13 protein-coding genes and 3 pseudogenes are annotated in these 14585 nt (G+C 73.0%); 7 read left to right on the forward strand and 9 right to left on the reverse strand.

The window, feature by feature from the left end; translation table 11 throughout:
* Positions 1-301: pseudogene (locus ABD901_RS26140) on the forward strand (discoidin domain-containing protein); the annotation flags it as partial.
* A 53-nt stretch (positions 302-354) separates the two neighbouring features.
* Here ABD901_RS26140 and ABD901_RS26145 read toward each other — a convergent pair.
* On the reverse strand, positions 355-990 hold the full coding sequence (locus ABD901_RS26145) for an acVLRF1 family peptidyl-tRNA hydrolase (RefSeq protein ID WP_345130089.1): 636 nt from the start codon (positions 988-990) through the stop codon (positions 355-357).
* A 23-nt stretch (positions 991-1013) separates the two neighbouring features.
* Here ABD901_RS26145 and ABD901_RS26150 point away from each other — a divergent pair, with 23 nt between their 5' ends.
* Positions 1014-1340, forward strand: coding sequence for a TfoX/Sxy family protein (locus ABD901_RS26150; protein WP_345130092.1), 327 nt, complete (start codon positions 1014-1016; stop codon positions 1338-1340).
* 2 nt (positions 1341-1342) lie between these two features.
* Here ABD901_RS26150 and ABD901_RS26155 read toward each other — a convergent pair whose 3' ends face one another.
* From ABD901_RS26155 to ABD901_RS59125, 8 genes and pseudogenes are all read right to left on the reverse strand, one after another.
* Positions 1343-2119, reverse strand: coding sequence for a hypothetical protein (locus ABD901_RS26155; protein ID WP_345130095.1), 777 nt, complete (start codon positions 2117-2119; stop codon positions 1343-1345).
* Positions 2120-2150: 31 nt separating this feature from the next.
* Positions 2151-3590 (reverse strand): IS607 family element RNA-guided endonuclease TnpB, encoded by a 1440-nt coding sequence (gene tnpB / locus ABD901_RS26160; protein WP_345130097.1) that lies wholly within the window; start codon positions 3588-3590, stop codon positions 2151-2153.
* Entirely contained in the window at positions 3530-4027 is a 498-nt protein-coding gene (locus ABD901_RS26165; RefSeq protein WP_345130099.1) for a hypothetical protein, read from the reverse strand. Before ABD901_RS26165 ends, tnpB (ABD901_RS26160) begins: the two co-directional genes overlap by 61 nt.
* Before the next feature lie 58 nt (positions 4028-4085).
* A complete protein-coding gene (locus ABD901_RS26170; RefSeq protein WP_345130101.1) occupies positions 4086-5201 on the reverse strand; it encodes a hypothetical protein in 1116 nt (371 codons plus the stop codon).
* Positions 5198-5533: a PadR family transcriptional regulator gene (locus tag ABD901_RS26175; protein ID WP_345130481.1), complete on the reverse strand. Its 336-nt coding sequence runs from the start codon at positions 5531-5533 to the stop codon at positions 5198-5200. The genes ABD901_RS26170 and ABD901_RS26175 overlap by 4 nt, the downstream gene beginning before the upstream one ends.
* 103 nt (positions 5534-5636) lie before the next feature.
* Entirely contained in the window at positions 5637-6083 is a 447-nt protein-coding gene (locus tag ABD901_RS26180) for a Rieske (2Fe-2S) protein (protein WP_345130103.1), read from the reverse strand.
* 227 nt (positions 6084-6310) lie between these two features.
* Positions 6311-6715 (reverse strand): annotated as a pseudogene (locus ABD901_RS59120) (substrate-binding domain-containing protein); the annotation flags it as partial.
* 81 nt (positions 6716-6796) lie between these two features.
* Positions 6797-7309, reverse strand: a complete 513-nt coding sequence (locus tag ABD901_RS59125; protein ID WP_380132074.1) for a LacI family DNA-binding transcriptional regulator — start codon at positions 7307-7309, stop codon at positions 6797-6799.
* Positions 7310-7443: 134 nt separating this feature from the next.
* On the opposite strand from ABD901_RS59125, the gene ABD901_RS26190 reads away from it, so the two are divergent.
* The 5 genes and pseudogenes from ABD901_RS26190 (at position 7444) to ABD901_RS26210 (ending at position 14577) form a co-directional block, all read left to right on the forward strand.
* Positions 7444-7878, forward strand: a complete 435-nt coding sequence (locus tag ABD901_RS26190) for an ABC transporter permease subunit (RefSeq protein ID WP_345130106.1) — start codon at positions 7444-7446, stop codon at positions 7876-7878.
* Between the two features lie 148 nt (positions 7879-8026).
* A pseudogene (locus ABD901_RS26195) lies at positions 8027-8605 on the forward strand (IS607 family transposase).
* Positions 8602-10020 (forward strand): IS607 family element RNA-guided endonuclease TnpB, encoded by a 1419-nt coding sequence (tnpB, locus tag ABD901_RS26200; RefSeq protein ID WP_345130108.1) that lies wholly within the window; start codon positions 8602-8604, stop codon positions 10018-10020. Before ABD901_RS26195 ends, tnpB (ABD901_RS26200) begins: the two are co-directional and overlap by 4 nt.
* Before the next feature lie 22 nt (positions 10021-10042).
* On the forward strand, positions 10043-14023 hold the full coding sequence (locus ABD901_RS26205) for a glycoside hydrolase family 38 N-terminal domain-containing protein (RefSeq protein WP_345130111.1): 3981 nt from the start codon (positions 10043-10045) through the stop codon (positions 14021-14023).
* A complete protein-coding gene (locus tag ABD901_RS26210; protein WP_345130113.1) occupies positions 14020-14577 on the forward strand; it encodes a DUF7158 domain-containing protein in 558 nt (185 codons plus the stop codon). Before ABD901_RS26205 ends, ABD901_RS26210 begins: the two co-directional genes overlap by 4 nt.
* The last annotated feature ends 8 nt before the right edge of the window (positions 14578-14585 follow it).

Raw genomic sequence — 14585 nt, forward strand, 5'->3', positions numbered from 1 at the left:
CGACCCGCCGTCCGCCGCCGCCTGGTCCCACGACGGGATCACCGGCTACGCCGCCTACAAGGTGTCCAACAACGTCACCTCCCACGAAGCGTGGGGCATGGGCAGCTACTGCGTCTTCACCACCGACGAATCCATCGCCGCCTACCACTCCTACGAGACCCCGGTTAACGCCAACGTGAAGTTCCACGACATCCTCACCGTGTCGCTGGGCAAGGGCTCGATCACCCACGTCATCAACGACACCGGCGACGCGGCACTGCCCAGCGCCGTCACCCCGCACAACGTCGTCAACTTCCCGTAACCCGACCCACTGCAAGGCGGGCCGTCCGGCGAAAGCCGGGCGGCCCGCGCCATTTACGGCACCAGGTGGATGCGCACCTTGCGCGCGGCGACGGCGGCCTCCTCCAGTACCGCCAGCCGCGGCTCGGCGACCTCGAGCAGGCGCGGATGGCGCAGCGCGGCGAGGCCGGCGAGGCGCCGGTCGGCGAGGATCGCATCGACGAGCCCGCGGTCGCCGCCGCACACGAGCGAGGCGAGGTCGCCGGTCTCGGGCAGCAGCACCCGCTCGGCGATGTCCGCGGCCTTGCCGGCGACGGCGTCGGCCTGGTTGTCGCGGCGGCGGGCGTACCGCTGCTGCGACCAGCCCCCGGCGGCCGTGCGCCCGTGGACGTGGAAGCGCTCCACCTTCGACGAGGTGATCTGCGTGCCGTCGGCGACGCCGGCCGCGAACGCACCCTTGCGGGCCAGCAGCAGGCCGATCCGCGGCGGCGCGGCGACCCCGGCGAGCAGCGCGTCGACGTCCGCCACCCCGTCGAGGCCGGGCGGCGGATGCAGGGTCGCCCGGTCGCCGTTGTTCGTCCCGGTGAGCACCAGGCCGCTCTCATCGGCGCCCTGGTGGCGCCCGTAGAAACCGTCGAGCCAGCCGCGGAGCCGCTCCGGCGAGATTTCCACCCAGCGCCCGCCGCCGGCGGCGGGCTTGGCCGTCACCATGACCCGATTCTAGATTCGATGCCATGCCCACCGATGACACCGCCACGCGGTTCGAACAACTGGTCGACGCTCTGGCCGGCGAGCCGGGGGTGACGGCCCCGGAAGGCGGCCGGGCCTTCGGCGGCAACGCGCTCAAGACCGGCGGCCGAATCTTCGCGATGTACGCCGGCGGCACGCTCGTGGTGAAACTCCCGGCGGCCCGGGTGGCGGCGGCGATCGCGGCCGGCGACGGCGGCCCGTTCACCGCGGGCAAGGACAGGCCGATGCGCGAGTGGCTGTCGGTCACACCCGACCGCCCGGCCGTCTGGGAGCCCCTCGCCCGCGAGGCCCTGGCCTTCGTGGCCCGCTGACCTCAACCGGCCGTGGCCGCTTCCTCGGCCTTCAGCGGGCCCTCGGCCGGCTTGGGACCGAGCAGCACCCGCAGCTCCAGGCCCTTCATCAGCCACGACGCGCCGAAGCTGAGGACCGCCAGGGTCTCACCGATGAGCAGCGCGTAGTCCTCGAGCCAGCCGGTGAACTTCGCGACGGCGATGAACACGACGGCCACGCCGATCCCGGCCGCGCACCCGAAGTGGAAGCGCCGCCAGAACATCGGCGACAGCTTGCCCTGCAGCTCGGTGCGCTTGCCCTCGCGGATCCCGAAGTACAGGCTGATGATCCCGAGGCTGATGATGAAGACCGCGGCGCCGACGTAATGCACGGTCGCCACCGTCGTCTCACCCATGCGCTCCTGCAGCGGGGTGAGCGCCAGCGTCGAGCCCCCCGGCCGGTCCGTGCTGAACAGCGCGACGGCGAGCGCCGCCACCCCGGCCACGGTGCTGAGCACGTTGTCCAGGTTGTGCTCGAACACCTTGTACGTCACCAGGAACAGGCCGGTGGCGAACAGCGCGCCGACGAAGACGTCGCGCAGGCCGGTGTAGAAGTACTCGCTGAGCGAGCCCCGGATCTTGCCGCGCTCCAGCGCCATGTCGCCGAGGACCAGCAGGAACGGCAGGGCCAGGCCGATGAAGCCGATCACCGCCCGCATCAGCAGGTAGGAGCGCAGGTACAGCACCCCGGCATCGGGGTGGGCCAGCCGCGCAGGGTCAGGGCGATTCGGCGCATCGGTCTGCGGGTCCAGGTAGCCCATGGTGTCCTCCCAGGGCGCTCACCGTTACCTCTCAGTGTGCTCTAGCGAGCGCACGATCGGTAGTTCTACCTTGCGGTGGAACGGTCCCGGTCTTGCCCGCGGTCGCGGTGCCGGGTTGACGTTTCGTCGCCTCCTGCCCGCGGGTGCGGGTCTTGTGGTTGGCTCCACGTCCTGCCACCGAGCCACTCCCGGCGGTTGGTTGCTCAGCCGCCGCAAGGGCAGCGAGGTTGCGTGCGGCGTTCACGTCCCGGTCGAGAGTCAGGCCGCAGGTCGCACAGCGGTATTCGCGTTCGGACAGGGCCAGTTTGGATTTCACTGTGCCGCAGCCCGAGCAGGTTTTCGAGGACGGATACCAGCGGTCGGCCACGAACAGCCGTCCGCCGTTCCAGGCGGTCTTGTACGCGAGTTGCCGCCGCAGTTCGGCGAAGCCGGCGTCGGCGATGTGCCGGGCAAGGCGCCGATGTTTGAGCATGCCGGACACGTTGAGGTTCTCGACCACGACCGTTCCGTGTTCGCGGGTCAGCCGGGTGGTGAGTTTGTGCAGGCCGTCACGGCGCTGGTTGGCTACCCGGGCGTGCGTACGTGCAAGTCGGGCGGATGCGCGCTGCCATCGCTTCGACGCACGGCGCCCGGTCCTGCGGTCGGGTCCGGTCTTACGCGACAGCGCCCGGCTCAGTCCGCGTAGCCGGTGTTGCGCCGCGGCGAGGTGGCGTGGGTTCGGCACCAGCTCACCGGTGGAGAGTACGGCGAGGTGTGTGATCCCGACGTCGACACCGACCACGGAGTCAGGTCGGTCGGGGCTGCGGTCGGCCCGCTCGATCTCGACGGTGAACGCCACGTGCCAGCGTCCGCCGTCCTGCCGCACTGTGGCGGACATGATCCGCGCCGTGCCGTTGGTGACGCGACGGGCGAGTTTGCGGGCGGACTCGTGCAGCTTCAGCCGGCCGAGCCGGGGCAGCACGACGTGCATGCGGTCCGGTTCGATCCGGATCGTGCCGGTGGTGAACCGCACGCTGGGGGTGCTGCGGTGCCGGGACTTGAACCGAGGGAACCCGACCGGCCGACCGGCTCGCTTCCCAGAACGGGAGTCGGACCAGTTCTGCAACCCGCGGGCCAGGGCGTCGAGGCCGGTGTTGAACGCCTCCTTCGAGCATTCGGCCCACCACGGCGCCACCTCGGCCTTCGCCGCGTTCCACGCCTTACGCAACGCGGGCAGCGACCACGACACGGCCGGGGTCAGCTGTGCGTCCGGGATACCGTAGGTGCGTTCTGCGGCACGTTGGTCCATGACTGCCCTGACCCTTGCCAACGCCCAGTTGTGCGCGACCCTCGCGGCCCCCGCATGCGCCAGCACCATCCGGGCCTGCGCCGGGGTGAGATCAAGCGCGAACCGGTACGCCTGGATCGTCTTCACGCCGCCCCGCCCGGGCCGTCCGGATGCGTGGCGGCGTCGATCACACGCTGGGCACATGACATCGACCGGGCGTAGTAGGTGATACCCGCAACGTGTTGAACCACCTGCCGGATCGGCCAGGTGTCCGAGTCCGGGCGGGCGTCGAGGACGTCGGCGCCCACCCCCGCGAGCCGGGCCCGGTAGCAGGCGGCGAGCCGGGTGAGGCGGCTGCGGGCCTCGTCGAGGTCGGTCTCGGTGAACCGGGCGAAGTCGGCGTGCGTGGTGACGGTCCGCCCGTGCCACTCGTCCGGCAGCGTCGGCAGACCGGCGAGGCGGCACTCGATCTCGGCGAGGTGGTCGAGCAGGTGGTCGGCGACCCGGCGCAGCGCCTTGTGCGGCGTCCAGGCGTTGCCGTCGTGCAGGACCGGCCGGCCGTCCCAACCCAGCCAGCCGGCGGCGATCTGCAGGACCTCGGCGACGGCGTCGTCGATGACGGTGGTGACTGCGTTCTCCATGCGGGCGACCGTAGCGACGGAACCGTTCGGCTACCGCCGAACGGTTCCGCGGCGGGGCTTACGTCGCTGCGGTGATGGCTTCGGTCTGGCGGCGGGGCAGGGCGGACAGTGCGAGCGCGAGCAGGAGGCACCCGCTACCCACGACGAAGAACAGCGAGAATGTCGGCTGCCCGAGCCACTCCCACATGGGATGCCAGGTGGGATGAGGCTCGCGGATGTGATGGAGGGTCATGAACGGCAGCGCGTACAGCGTCGGCGCCCACCACAGCACCATCGCCAGCCCGAACAGCCCCATGACCCACCCGCGCGCCGGATGCTCGCTGCTGGTTGCGGCCGGGCGGCTCGGGTAGTCGGCTTCGGTGCGCCGGCTGGCCCAGCCGAAGAGCAGCAGCGCCGCCAGGCTCGCGAGCAGGAAGCCGGCGATGCCGGCGGGCCACACCGCGAGCGGGGTGGTGCGCATGAACGAGGCCGAGAGGTGCGTGGTGTCCGGCGTGGACCAGGTGTAGACCTCGAGCGTGAGCGCGGTGTCGCCGCGGCGGGCGGCGATGGTGGCGTTCTGCGGGATCGTGGTCGGGTCGCAGGGCGGGCCTACGCAGGAGTATGCGTCGCTCCAGGCCGTGTTGTAGACGCGCCAGCCGTGGGACTCCAGGTTGGCGAGGGCCTCGTCGACCGTCCTGCGTGGATCGTCGCCGGGGTGGCCGTTGACGCCAGCGCCGATGGCGGCCTGGGAATACTCGCCGCCGTCGCCGAGCATCATCTCGCTCGCCATGTTCCAGCCCAGCGGCTGGTTGTAGATCGCGAACGTGGCCGGCGGGGGCGGGTACACCTGGTCCCACGGCTCGTTCGGGAGGATCTCCAGCAGCATCGCGCGGACCTGCGCCGCATCCGGCAGCGGGCGCACGGTCTCCCAGGCGGCGCGTGTGGCGAACGCGGCGCCGAACAGGCCGCTGATCACGGCCGCCAGGGTTGCCCACGCGACGACCGTGCGGCTCGCGGGGCGGCCCAGGCGGGCGCGCAGGCCGTGCCTGAGCAGGTCGGACGCCTCGCGCAGGGTGGGGCGGGTGCGGTCGGGTGGTGCGGCGTCCAGGAGGGTGGCCAGGAGCTCGTCGCGGCGGTGGGTGCGGGGGTAGCACAGCAGCAGGCGGCGGTAGCGGCGGGCCAGTGGGGTCGTCACGCGGGCCTCGGCTTCGGGGTCGCGGGGTTCGGGGTGCGCAGGCGCGCCTCGGCTGCGGTGGCCAGGTCGCGCAGGCGCGCGGTCTCCGCGGTCAGCGCCGTCAGGCCCGGTGAGGTCAGGCGGTAGTAGCGGCGGGCGCGGCCGTCGACCAGTTCCTCGTGGTCGGGCTCGACCAGGCCCTCGGCGCAGAGGCGGTCCAGGGCGGTGTAGAGGGTGCCGGTGAGCAGGCTGACCCGGCCGCCGGACAGGGCGTTGACCTCCTGCAGGATGCCGTACCCGTGGCGGGGGGCGTCGGCGAGCGCGGTCAGGATCAGGAACGTCGGTTCCCGCATCGGCTTCACGGGTGGCAGCATAAGTAAGTGATCAAGCTATCGTCAACGGGGTCCGGAGGGCGGCCGCCGGGGATCGGCCGCCCGTCGCGCGGACGTGCAACCGCTACTCGGTGCGCTCGATCTTCGTGCCGTCGACGTGGACCTTGATCTCCTTCAGGCCGGTCGGCGTCGGGCCGCTGATGCGCGCGCCGTCGGTGATGCTGAACGTCGACGCGTGGGCCGGGCAGGTGGCCACGCCGTTCTGGGGCGCGCCCACCAGGATGCCCTTGTGCGGGCACGCGGCGTCGTACACCTTGAAACTTCCACTCACCGGCTGCACGATGAGCAGCCCGTTCGTGACGATCCCGCCGCCGACCGGCACCTGCTCGGTGTCGGCCAGCGGGGCGTTGCCGGGCGCGGATGACGGTGCCGCGGCTGCCGTGTTGGCGGTCGCGTCGTCGCCGCAGGCCGACAGGACGGCGGCGGCGCCGATGCCGCCGAGGCCTGCCAGGAGAACCCGCCGATTGGCGCACCACGCCTGCGGTTGCGCCGGTTCTTCGCTCGTTGCCACGATGTTCCCCTTCGGACGGCGGCCCGTGCCGGGGCGCGACGCAAGCCACCGCTCTGTGGCGCGCCGGGCGCGGGGTGAAGCCGGCATGGGCCGGAGGGACGGCCGCCCGCCGAGGCGGCCGTGGTTGAAGCTGGTAATGGTATACGTAGATATAGAAGATCGTCAGTGGCTGCGCGGGTGACGATGTGCGTGGGAGGGACGATCCGGCGCGGCGGGCCGGCGGCGCCGGCGATGCGGGCGAAGAGCAGCTCCGCCGCGTGCGCGCCCAGCGCCGTGGCGTCGTAGGTGACGGGCGTGACCGGGTTCGGCAGCAGGTCGGCCAGCTCCAGGTCGTCGAATGCCGCCACGCTCGCGCCGCCGCCGTGCACGCAGGCCGCGTGCAACGCCCCGACCGCCATCCGGTTGTTGTCGGCGAAGAGCGCGTCCGCACCGGTGCGCAGCAGCTCGAGGGCGGTAGCGTGCGCCGCGGCGACCGTGTGCACGCCTCCGTGTACCAGCGACGGGTCCACGGGCACGCCGGCGTCCTGCAGCGCGCGGCGGTACCCGGCCAGGCGGCGGGCGCCGGTGCTGACCGACGGGTCGCCGCCGATGTACGCAATGCGGCGGAACCCGACCTCCAGCAGGCGTGCCACCGCGGGCGCGGGCGCCGCCGTGGTTGTCCAGCACGACCGAGTCGGCGGCGACGCGGGACGGCACGCGGTCGATGAAGACGATCAGGGTGAAGGCGGCCGGCTCGTCGTGCAGGGCCCGCTGCGAGTGCGCCGTCGGCACCACCAGCAGGCCGTCGACCCGGCGGCGCAGGACCAGGTCGCGCAGCAGCTCGCGCTCGGTGTCGAAGCTCTGGCGGGTGCTACCGACGACGAGCATGTGCTCGTGGCGGCGGGCCACGTCCTCGGCGCCCTGGGTGATGGCGGACCAGAACGGTTGGCCACGTCCTCGATCACCAGCGCGACCGTGTCGGTGTTCTGGCCCGAGCGCAGCGTGCGGGCGGGACTCGTTGCGCCGGAACCCGAGGCTCGCGATGGCCTGCTCGACGGCCTCCGGGTCTGCGCGCTGATGTACCGCTCGTTGTTGACCACCCGCGACACCGTCGCGACGCTCACCCCGGCCCTCCCGGGCGACGTCGTGCATCGTCGGCCGACGCATCGACATCCGTCCTCCTCGCTTGACCGGCGCCACGGTACAATAAGAACCTCTTCCGCCCGGCGTACCGCGAGTATCCGCACGTCTCCGACGCGATCCAGGTGACGATGGAGTCGGTGATGACCGGGCAGGCGGCCGCGAAGACTCTCGCCGACCAGGTGAAGGCGGTCGGCTGCGACAGCAACGTAACGACCTCGCGACGAGCGCGGCGGCGCGGATGTTCGCGGCGCGGGCCGTGGCCATCGCCTCCGCGCTGCCGCTGCTCGGAGTGTTCCTCGCCGGGCCGATCCTGTGGAGCGTGTACAGCGCCTTCACCGACGTCGCGCTCAGCGGCTTGCCGTCGGACCTGCACGAGGTGGCCCAGATCGACGGCGCCTCGCTCTGGCAGCGCCTGCGCTACGTCACGCTGCCGCTCATCCGCCGCTCGATCGTGAGCAACCTGATGCTCCTCACGCTGCAGACCCTGGCGTCGTTCGAGCTCACCGACTCGGTGCCGGCGCTCATACTGTTCATGGCCGCGTCGTCGCTGCCGTTCGGCATCTGGACAATGAAGAACTGCATGGACGCGGTCCCGGTCGAGTTCGAGACGCCGCGTGGACCGACTGCGCCGGCTGGGCGCAGCCGCTGCGCCGGATCGTGCTGCCGCCCATGATGCCCGGGTTGACCGTGGTCGTGCTGCTGTACTCGGTGCTGTCGTCGGTGTTCGGCGGGGCGTTCAGCCGTACCGGTGCGGTAAGGGCTGGCAACAGTTCGCACTTTCGCGAGTGAACGTACGGTTATGCGAGCTTTAGTATCGTCGGGTGAGGCTTGCCGAGTGGGCGCGACGCAACGGTGTGCATACGCAGACCGCGTACCGCTGGTTTCGTGAGGGGACCGCGGCGGTGCCCGCTCGACGGCTTCCGTCCGGCACGATCATGGTTGATGTGGCCGAGACCGTCCCGCAGGGTCAGGTGGTCGTCTATGCCCGGGTGTCGTCGTCCGACCAGCGAGCCGACCTGGACCGGCAGGTCGGCCGAGTGACCGGCTGGGCCACCGGGCAGGACAGCTGGTCTCGCGCGTGGTCGTTGAGGTCGGCTCGGTGCTGAACGGACAGCGCAGAAAAGTTCCTCGGGTTGCCCCGCGACCCTGGCGTGTCGACGATCGTGGTCGAGCACCGGGACCGGTTCGCCTGGTTCGGCGCTGACTCCGTCGAGGCCGCGCTCGCGGCGCAGGTCCGGCGGCTGCTGGTTGTCGACCCGGCCGAGGTGGACGACGACCTGGTCCGTGCCGTCACCGAGATCCTGACCAGCCGATGTGCCCGGCGGTATGACCGCCGGTCGGCGGCGAACCGAGCCGGCCGCGCCGTCGCGGCGGCGACCGTGGACGAGGACCGGTCGTGAAGCGGTACGAGCCGCCCGCTGGTTGGGTCGTGCAGGCGTACAAGTTCGCCCTCGACCCGGGCGACACGCAGACCGGGAGCCTGCGCCGCAACACCGGCGCGGCCCGGTTTGCCTACAACCACATGCTGCGGCGGGTCGGCGCAGTGCAGGCGCAGCGCGCCGCTGAGGCCAGCTACGGGGTGTCCGAGGCGGATCTGACGCCGTGGCAGGGCTGGTCGCTGCCGGATCTGCGTCGCACCTGGAACGAGATCAAACAGTGGGTGGCGCCCTGGTGGGCGGCATGCTCCAAGGAGGCGTTCAACACCGGCCTGGCGAACCTGTCCGCCGCCCTGGGCAACTGGCACGCCTCCCGCACCGGTGCCCGTAAGGGCCGCCGGATGGGCTGGCCGCGTCCCAAGAGGAAGCAGGCCCAGCGGTCGGCCCGGTTCACCACCGGCGCGATCCGGGTCGACCCCGGCTATCGGCATGTGGTGCTGCCCCGGCTCGGCCGCATCCGCACCCACGAGTCCACCCGCAAGCTGGCCCGCCGGATACGGGCAGGCACCGCGCAGATCCTGTCCGCCACCGTCAGCGAGACCGCCGGCCGGTGGTTCTGCTCGTTCCAGGTCGCCGTGCGCCGCGACCACAACCGGCCGGCGCACGCGCCGAGGGCTGGCCGGGTCGTCGGGGTGGACGCCGGGGTCAAGCACCTGGCGGTGCTGTCCACCGGCGAACTCGTGCCCAATCCGAAGCCGTTCAACGCCGCGCTGAAGAAACTCGGGAAAGCGCAACGCCGTGCCGCGCGCCGGATCGGACCGTACGACCCGGCCACCAGGAGCAAGCGCACGGCGTCGAAGCGGTGGCAGCGGGCACAGGACGCGGTGACCCGACTGCACGCCACGGTCGCGGCTGTCCGCGCGGACTCGTGGCACCGGCTCACCACCCGGCTGGCGCAGCAGTTCGACACGGTCGTGGTCGAGCACCTGCACGTGGCCGGCATGATCCGCAACCGCAAGCTGGCCAGATCCTTGGCCGACGCCGCTCCGGCGACGCTGCGCCGGCACCTCGGCTACAAGACCGGCTGGTACGGCAGCATCCTGTACGTCGCCGACCGGTGGTACCCCAGCTCCAAGACGTGCTCGGCCTGTAAGACGGCGAAACCCAAGCTGTCGCTGGCCGAGCGCACCTTCAACTGCACCACGTGCGGGCTGTCCTTGGATCGGGACGTCAACGCCGCACGGAATCTTGCCGACCTCGTGCGGCACGTCGACCTGGAGTTGCCGGGCGACGCAAAAACAGGACGTGGAGCCTACGTAAGATCCGTAAGACCTGCACCCGCAGGCTGGGCAGCGGGCGACGAAGCGTCTAGGCCCTCAGGGGTCAACGCCGGCCGGCAACGGACGGCTGCCGACCGTGAGTTCACATTTACTCACTGATAGGTAACGGTTAGGGAGCAGCATGCGCATCGAGGGCACCGAGCTCTTCGTCGGCGACCGGCAGGTCGTGCGGGTCGACGGCGTCTCCGGCACCGTCGAGGTCCGCGGCGACGGCGTCGCCGGGCGGGCTGAGGGCGACGGCCTGGTCGAGGTACCGGTCACCGTGGACCGCCCACCGGGGACGATCGTGCCGATCGAGGTCACGGCCGGCGGCGCGACCGGGCGCGGCGAGCTCGTCGTGGCCGAGCCCGGGTGGACGGTGTGGATGGTCTCGCACTTCCACTACGACCCGGTGTGGTGGAGCACGCAGGCCGCCTACACCGCCACGTGGGGCGCGCCCGGGCAGACCGGCACCGAGTTCCGCGGCGACTACCAGCGCACCGGCTTCGAGCTCGTCCGGCTGCACCTGGAGACCGCGCGGCTCTACCCGGAGTACAAGTTCGTCCTCGCCGAGCTCGACTACCTCAAGCCCTACTGGGACTCCCGCCCGCAGGAGCGCGCCTACATCCGCCGGCTGCTGCGCGAGGGCCGCCTCGAGCTCGTCGGCGGCACCTACAACGAGCCCAACACCAACCTGACCCTCGCCGAGACCACGATCCGCAACTTCCGCTACGGCATCGGCTTCCAGCGCGACGTCGTCGGCGGCGACCCGCGCACCGCCTGGCAGCTCGACGCGTTCGGCCACGACCCCAACTTCCCGGGCCTGGCCGCCGCGGCCGGGCTGGACTCCTCGTCGTGGGCGCGCGGGCCGTTCCACCAGTGGGGGCCGATGCTCAGCACGTACACGCCGGGGGAGCGCGGCTGGGGCGACCCGTCGACGATGCAGTTCGCCGCCGAGTTCGAGTGGCTCTCGCCCAACGGCCTCGGCGTGCTCACCCACTACATGCCGGCGCACTACGGCGCCGGCTGGCACATCGACGCGCAGCCGACCCTGGCCGCCGCCGAGGAGAACGTGTACCGGCTGTTCCTGCTGCTCAAGAAGGTCGCCCGCACGCGCAACGTGCTGCTGCCCGTCGGCACCGACTACAGCCCGCCGGCCAAGTGGGTCGTCGACATCCACCGCGACTGGAACGCCCGCTACACCTGGCCGCGCTTCGTGTGCGGCCTGCCGCGCGAGTTCTTCGCCGCCGTGCGCGAACAGGCCGACGGGTTCGCGCCGCAGACCCGCGACATGAACCCGATCTACACCGGCAAGGACGTGTCGTTCATCGACACCAAGCAGGCACAGCGCCACGCCGAGGCGCTGCTCACCGACGCGGAGATGTTCGCGACCCTGGCCGCGCTCGAGGGCGCGCCCTACCCGCACGAGGAGGTCGACCTCGCCTGGCGGCAGCTCGTCTTCGGCGCCCACCACGACGGCATCACCGGGTCGGAGTCCGACCAGGTGTACCTCGACCTGCTCACCGGCTGGCGCGAGGCGCACGACCTGGCCGCCGGCGTCCTCGACGGCGCCCTGTCCGCCCTCGCCGACCGGCTGCCCGCCGGCGACGGGCCGGCGCGGGCGGTCGTGTTCAACCCGTCGTCGTGGGCCCGCACCGACATCGTCCGGCTGCCCTTCGCCGGCCCCGGCGCGACCGTCGACGGCGAGCCCGCGCTCGTCGAGGACGGGGAGCTGGTGTTCCTGGCCCGCGACGTGCCCGGCGTCGGGTACCGCACGGTCGAGGTCGCGGCGGGCGACGGCGGCGGCTGGCGGGCCCGGCCCGGCGAGCCCGCGATCGAGAACGAGACGTTCCGGCTCACCGTCGACCCGGCCCGCGGCGGCGCCGTGACGTCGCTGGTCGACCGGCGCACCGGGCGGGAGCTGCTCGCCGCCGGAAGGGCCGGCAACGAGCTGCTGGTGTACGACGAGTATCCGGCGCACCCGCAGGTCCACGAGGGGCCGTGGCACCTGCTGCCCAAGGGCCCCGCGACGGCGGGCTCCGCGGACCGGCCGGCGGACTCCGTCGTCGTCGAGGCGTGCGCGCTCGGCGAGCGGGTGACCGTCACCGGATCGGTCGGGCCCGCGCGGTACACCCAGACGCTCACCCTGTGGCGCGGCGTCGGCCGCGTCGACGCCCGCACGGTGCTCGACGAGTTCGACGGCGCCGACCACCTCGTCCGGGTCCGCTGGCCCGCCGCCATTCCCGGCGCCCTGCCGGTCAGCGAGGTCGGCAACGCCGTCGTCGGGCGCGGCTTCGGCATCGTCGACGTCGACGCCGACCCGGCGCCGTGGACCCTCGACAACCCGGCGCAGCACTGGTTCGCCCTGTCCTCGACGGCCCGCATCCGCGTCGGCGCGCACACCCGCGCGATCGGCGTCGCCGAGATCGTCGGCGGCGGCCCGGGCGCGCGCGACCTCGCCCTCGCCCTGGTCCGCCAGGGCGTCACCGCCACCTGCTCCGAGCCGGCCGGGCCCCGCTACGGCGCGCTCGCCGTGGACTCCAACCTGCCCGACGTGCGGATCGCGATCGGCGGGCCCGACGACAACGCGTTCACCGCCGCGCTGCTCGACGGCCTCGGCGAGCGCGGCGACGCCGTGCGCCGCCGGCTGGCCGAGGACGGGCGGGCGTGGATCCCGGCAGAGCGGCCGCTGACCGAGGTGTGGGTGCCCAACGCCGACCTCACCGGCGCTCGCGCGCTGCCGGTCCTCGTCGTCGCCGCCGACGCCGTCGCCCGGCTCTGCGCCGACCTCGACGCCGGCGACGTCCGCGCCGAGCCCGTGCTCGACGACCCGGATCCGGGCCTGGACGAGTACACCGTCGGCATCCTGAACCGCGGCATGCCCGGCTTCGCGGTGGACGGCACCGGCGCGCTGCACCTGTCGCTCGTGCGCTCCTGCACCGGCTGGCCGTCCGGCGTGTGGATCGACCCGCCGCGGCGCACCGCACCGGACGGGTCCAACTTCCAGCAGCAGCACTGGACGCACGCCTTCGACTACGCGATCGCCGCCGGCGACGGCGACTGGCGCGCCGCCGGCCTCGTCGCCGCCGGGCACGCCCTCAACCACCCGATGCACGCCCGGCCGCTGCCGCCCGGCCCGCCCGCGTCCGCGCGGCTCGTCCACACCGAACCGTCCACCGTGGTCCTCACCGCGCTGAAGCCGGCCGGCGACCCGATCGCCTCCGGCGGCGTGCCCGAGCCGGTCTCGGCGGTGACGGCCCGCTACTACGAGTCGGCCGGCCGCCCCGCGGAGGTCCACATCGCACTGCCGGTGCCGGTCCTCGAGCGCAGCGCGGCCGACCTGCTCGAACGCCCGGTCCCCGGCGGCACCGGCCTGCCGGCGTCCGGCACCGGCCAGGCGCTGCTCGGCGTCGCGCGCCCGCTGCCCGCCGCGTCCCGGCCCGCCGAGGCCGCCTACTCGCGCTACTGGCTGCACAACACCGGCCCCGCACCACTGGGGAACATGCCGGTTTCGGTACACCTGGACCCGCCGAACGTTGCCGTGACCGGTCCGGTCGAGCTCACCGCGACGGTGTCCTCGGCCCTGACCGGCGCCCGCGCGACCGGCACCCTGACCCTGGCCGCCCCCGACGGCTGGACGGTCGAGCCTCCTTCGGTCCCGTACGACCTGGAGCCCGGCGGCTTCGCCGAGCTCCCCGTGCGCGTGACACCGCCGCAGCGCCCGGCGCCGGGCGCGCACTGGCTGCGCGCGTCGATCTCGCAGGGCGCCTACGACGTCGCCCGCCTGCTCGCCGGTGCCGCCGGCCCGGAGACGGTCACCGCCGAGCTCACCCCGGGAGAGCTGACCCTGCGGCCGGGCGACGAGGCGGTCCTCGCCCTGGCGCTGTCGAGCGACGCGCCGGGGGAGGTGCTGGTGGACGTACACCTCATCGGACCCTGGCACACGTGGGAGCTTCTGGCGTCACCCCGGCGCACGGTCGCGCTGCGCGGATCGTCCACAGTGGAGTTCCCGGTGCGCGTGCCGGACCGGCACCCGGCCGGTCGCTGGTGGGTCCTCGCGCGCCTCGCGCACGCCGGGCAGCTGCACTACACCGCGCCCGTGTCCGTGACGGTACAGCGGTGACGGCCCCGGTCGCCGCGTACGTGGCCGGCCGCCCCGTCCTCGTCGCCGAGGTCGAGGCGCGCCTGGCGGCGCTGCGCTCCGGCCCGTACGCGGCGCGGCTGCCGCACCCCGCCACCGCCGAGGGCCGCAACCTGCGGCGGTGGCTGGTCCAGGTCCTCACCACCGAGGCCGTCCTCGACCACGAGGCCCGGTCGCGCGGCCTCACCGCGCAGGGCGGGACGCCGCCGCCGGCAACGCTCGGCGCCGCCCTGCGAATGGGCGGCGTCACCGCGGCCGTGCTGGCCGTGCACCCCCTCGCCGCCGCGGTGCGCGCCGAGGTCACCGCCGCCGTGACGGTGCCCGAGGCCGAGGCGCGGTCCTACTGGGAGCACAACCGCGACCGGTACCCGGGCCCGTTCGCTCCCGCCGAGGTGGCCCCGGTGCTGCTGGAGGCGGCGCGGGAGCGGGCGTTCGGCCGGTGGCTGGACGAGCGGTGCGCGGCCCTGGTCCGGCTGGAGCCCGGCTTCGAGCACCCCGGCAACCCGGTCCAGCCCGACTACGCCCACCACCACTGACTGCGGCA

Source organism: Dactylosporangium darangshiense (assembly GCF_039537565.1).
Classification (GTDB): domain Bacteria; phylum Actinomycetota; class Actinomycetes; order Mycobacteriales; family Micromonosporaceae; genus Dactylosporangium; species Dactylosporangium darangshiense.

Excerpts from the sequence above, each read along its gene's own strand:
- ABD901_RS26150 (WP_345130092.1), top strand. The coding sequence starts at position 1,014 with ATGCCCACCGATGACACCGCCACGCGGTTCGAACAACTGGTCGACGCT.
- ABD901_RS26205 (WP_345130111.1), top strand. The coding sequence starts at position 10,043 with ATGCGCATCGAGGGCACCGAGCTCTTCGTCGGCGACCGGCAGGTCGTG.
- tnpB (WP_345130097.1), bottom strand. The coding sequence starts at position 3,590 with ATGTGCCCAGCGTGTGATCGACGCCGCCACGCATCCGGACGGCCCGGG.
- ABD901_RS26165 (WP_345130099.1), bottom strand. The coding sequence starts at position 4,027 with ATGGAGAACGCAGTCACCACCGTCATCGACGACGCCGTCGCCGAGGTC.
- ABD901_RS26155 (WP_345130095.1), bottom strand. The coding sequence starts at position 2,119 with ATGGGCTACCTGGACCCGCAGACCGATGCGCCGAATCGCCCTGACCCT.
- ABD901_RS26175 (WP_345130481.1), bottom strand. The coding sequence starts at position 5,533 with ATGCGGGAACCGACGTTCCTGATCCTGACCGCGCTCGCCGACGCCCCC.
- ABD901_RS26190 (WP_345130106.1), top strand. The coding sequence starts at position 7,444 with ATGTTCGCGGCGCGGGCCGTGGCCATCGCCTCCGCGCTGCCGCTGCTC.
- ABD901_RS26145 (WP_345130089.1), bottom strand. The coding sequence starts at position 990 with ATGGTGACGGCCAAGCCCGCCGCCGGCGGCGGGCGCTGGGTGGAAATC.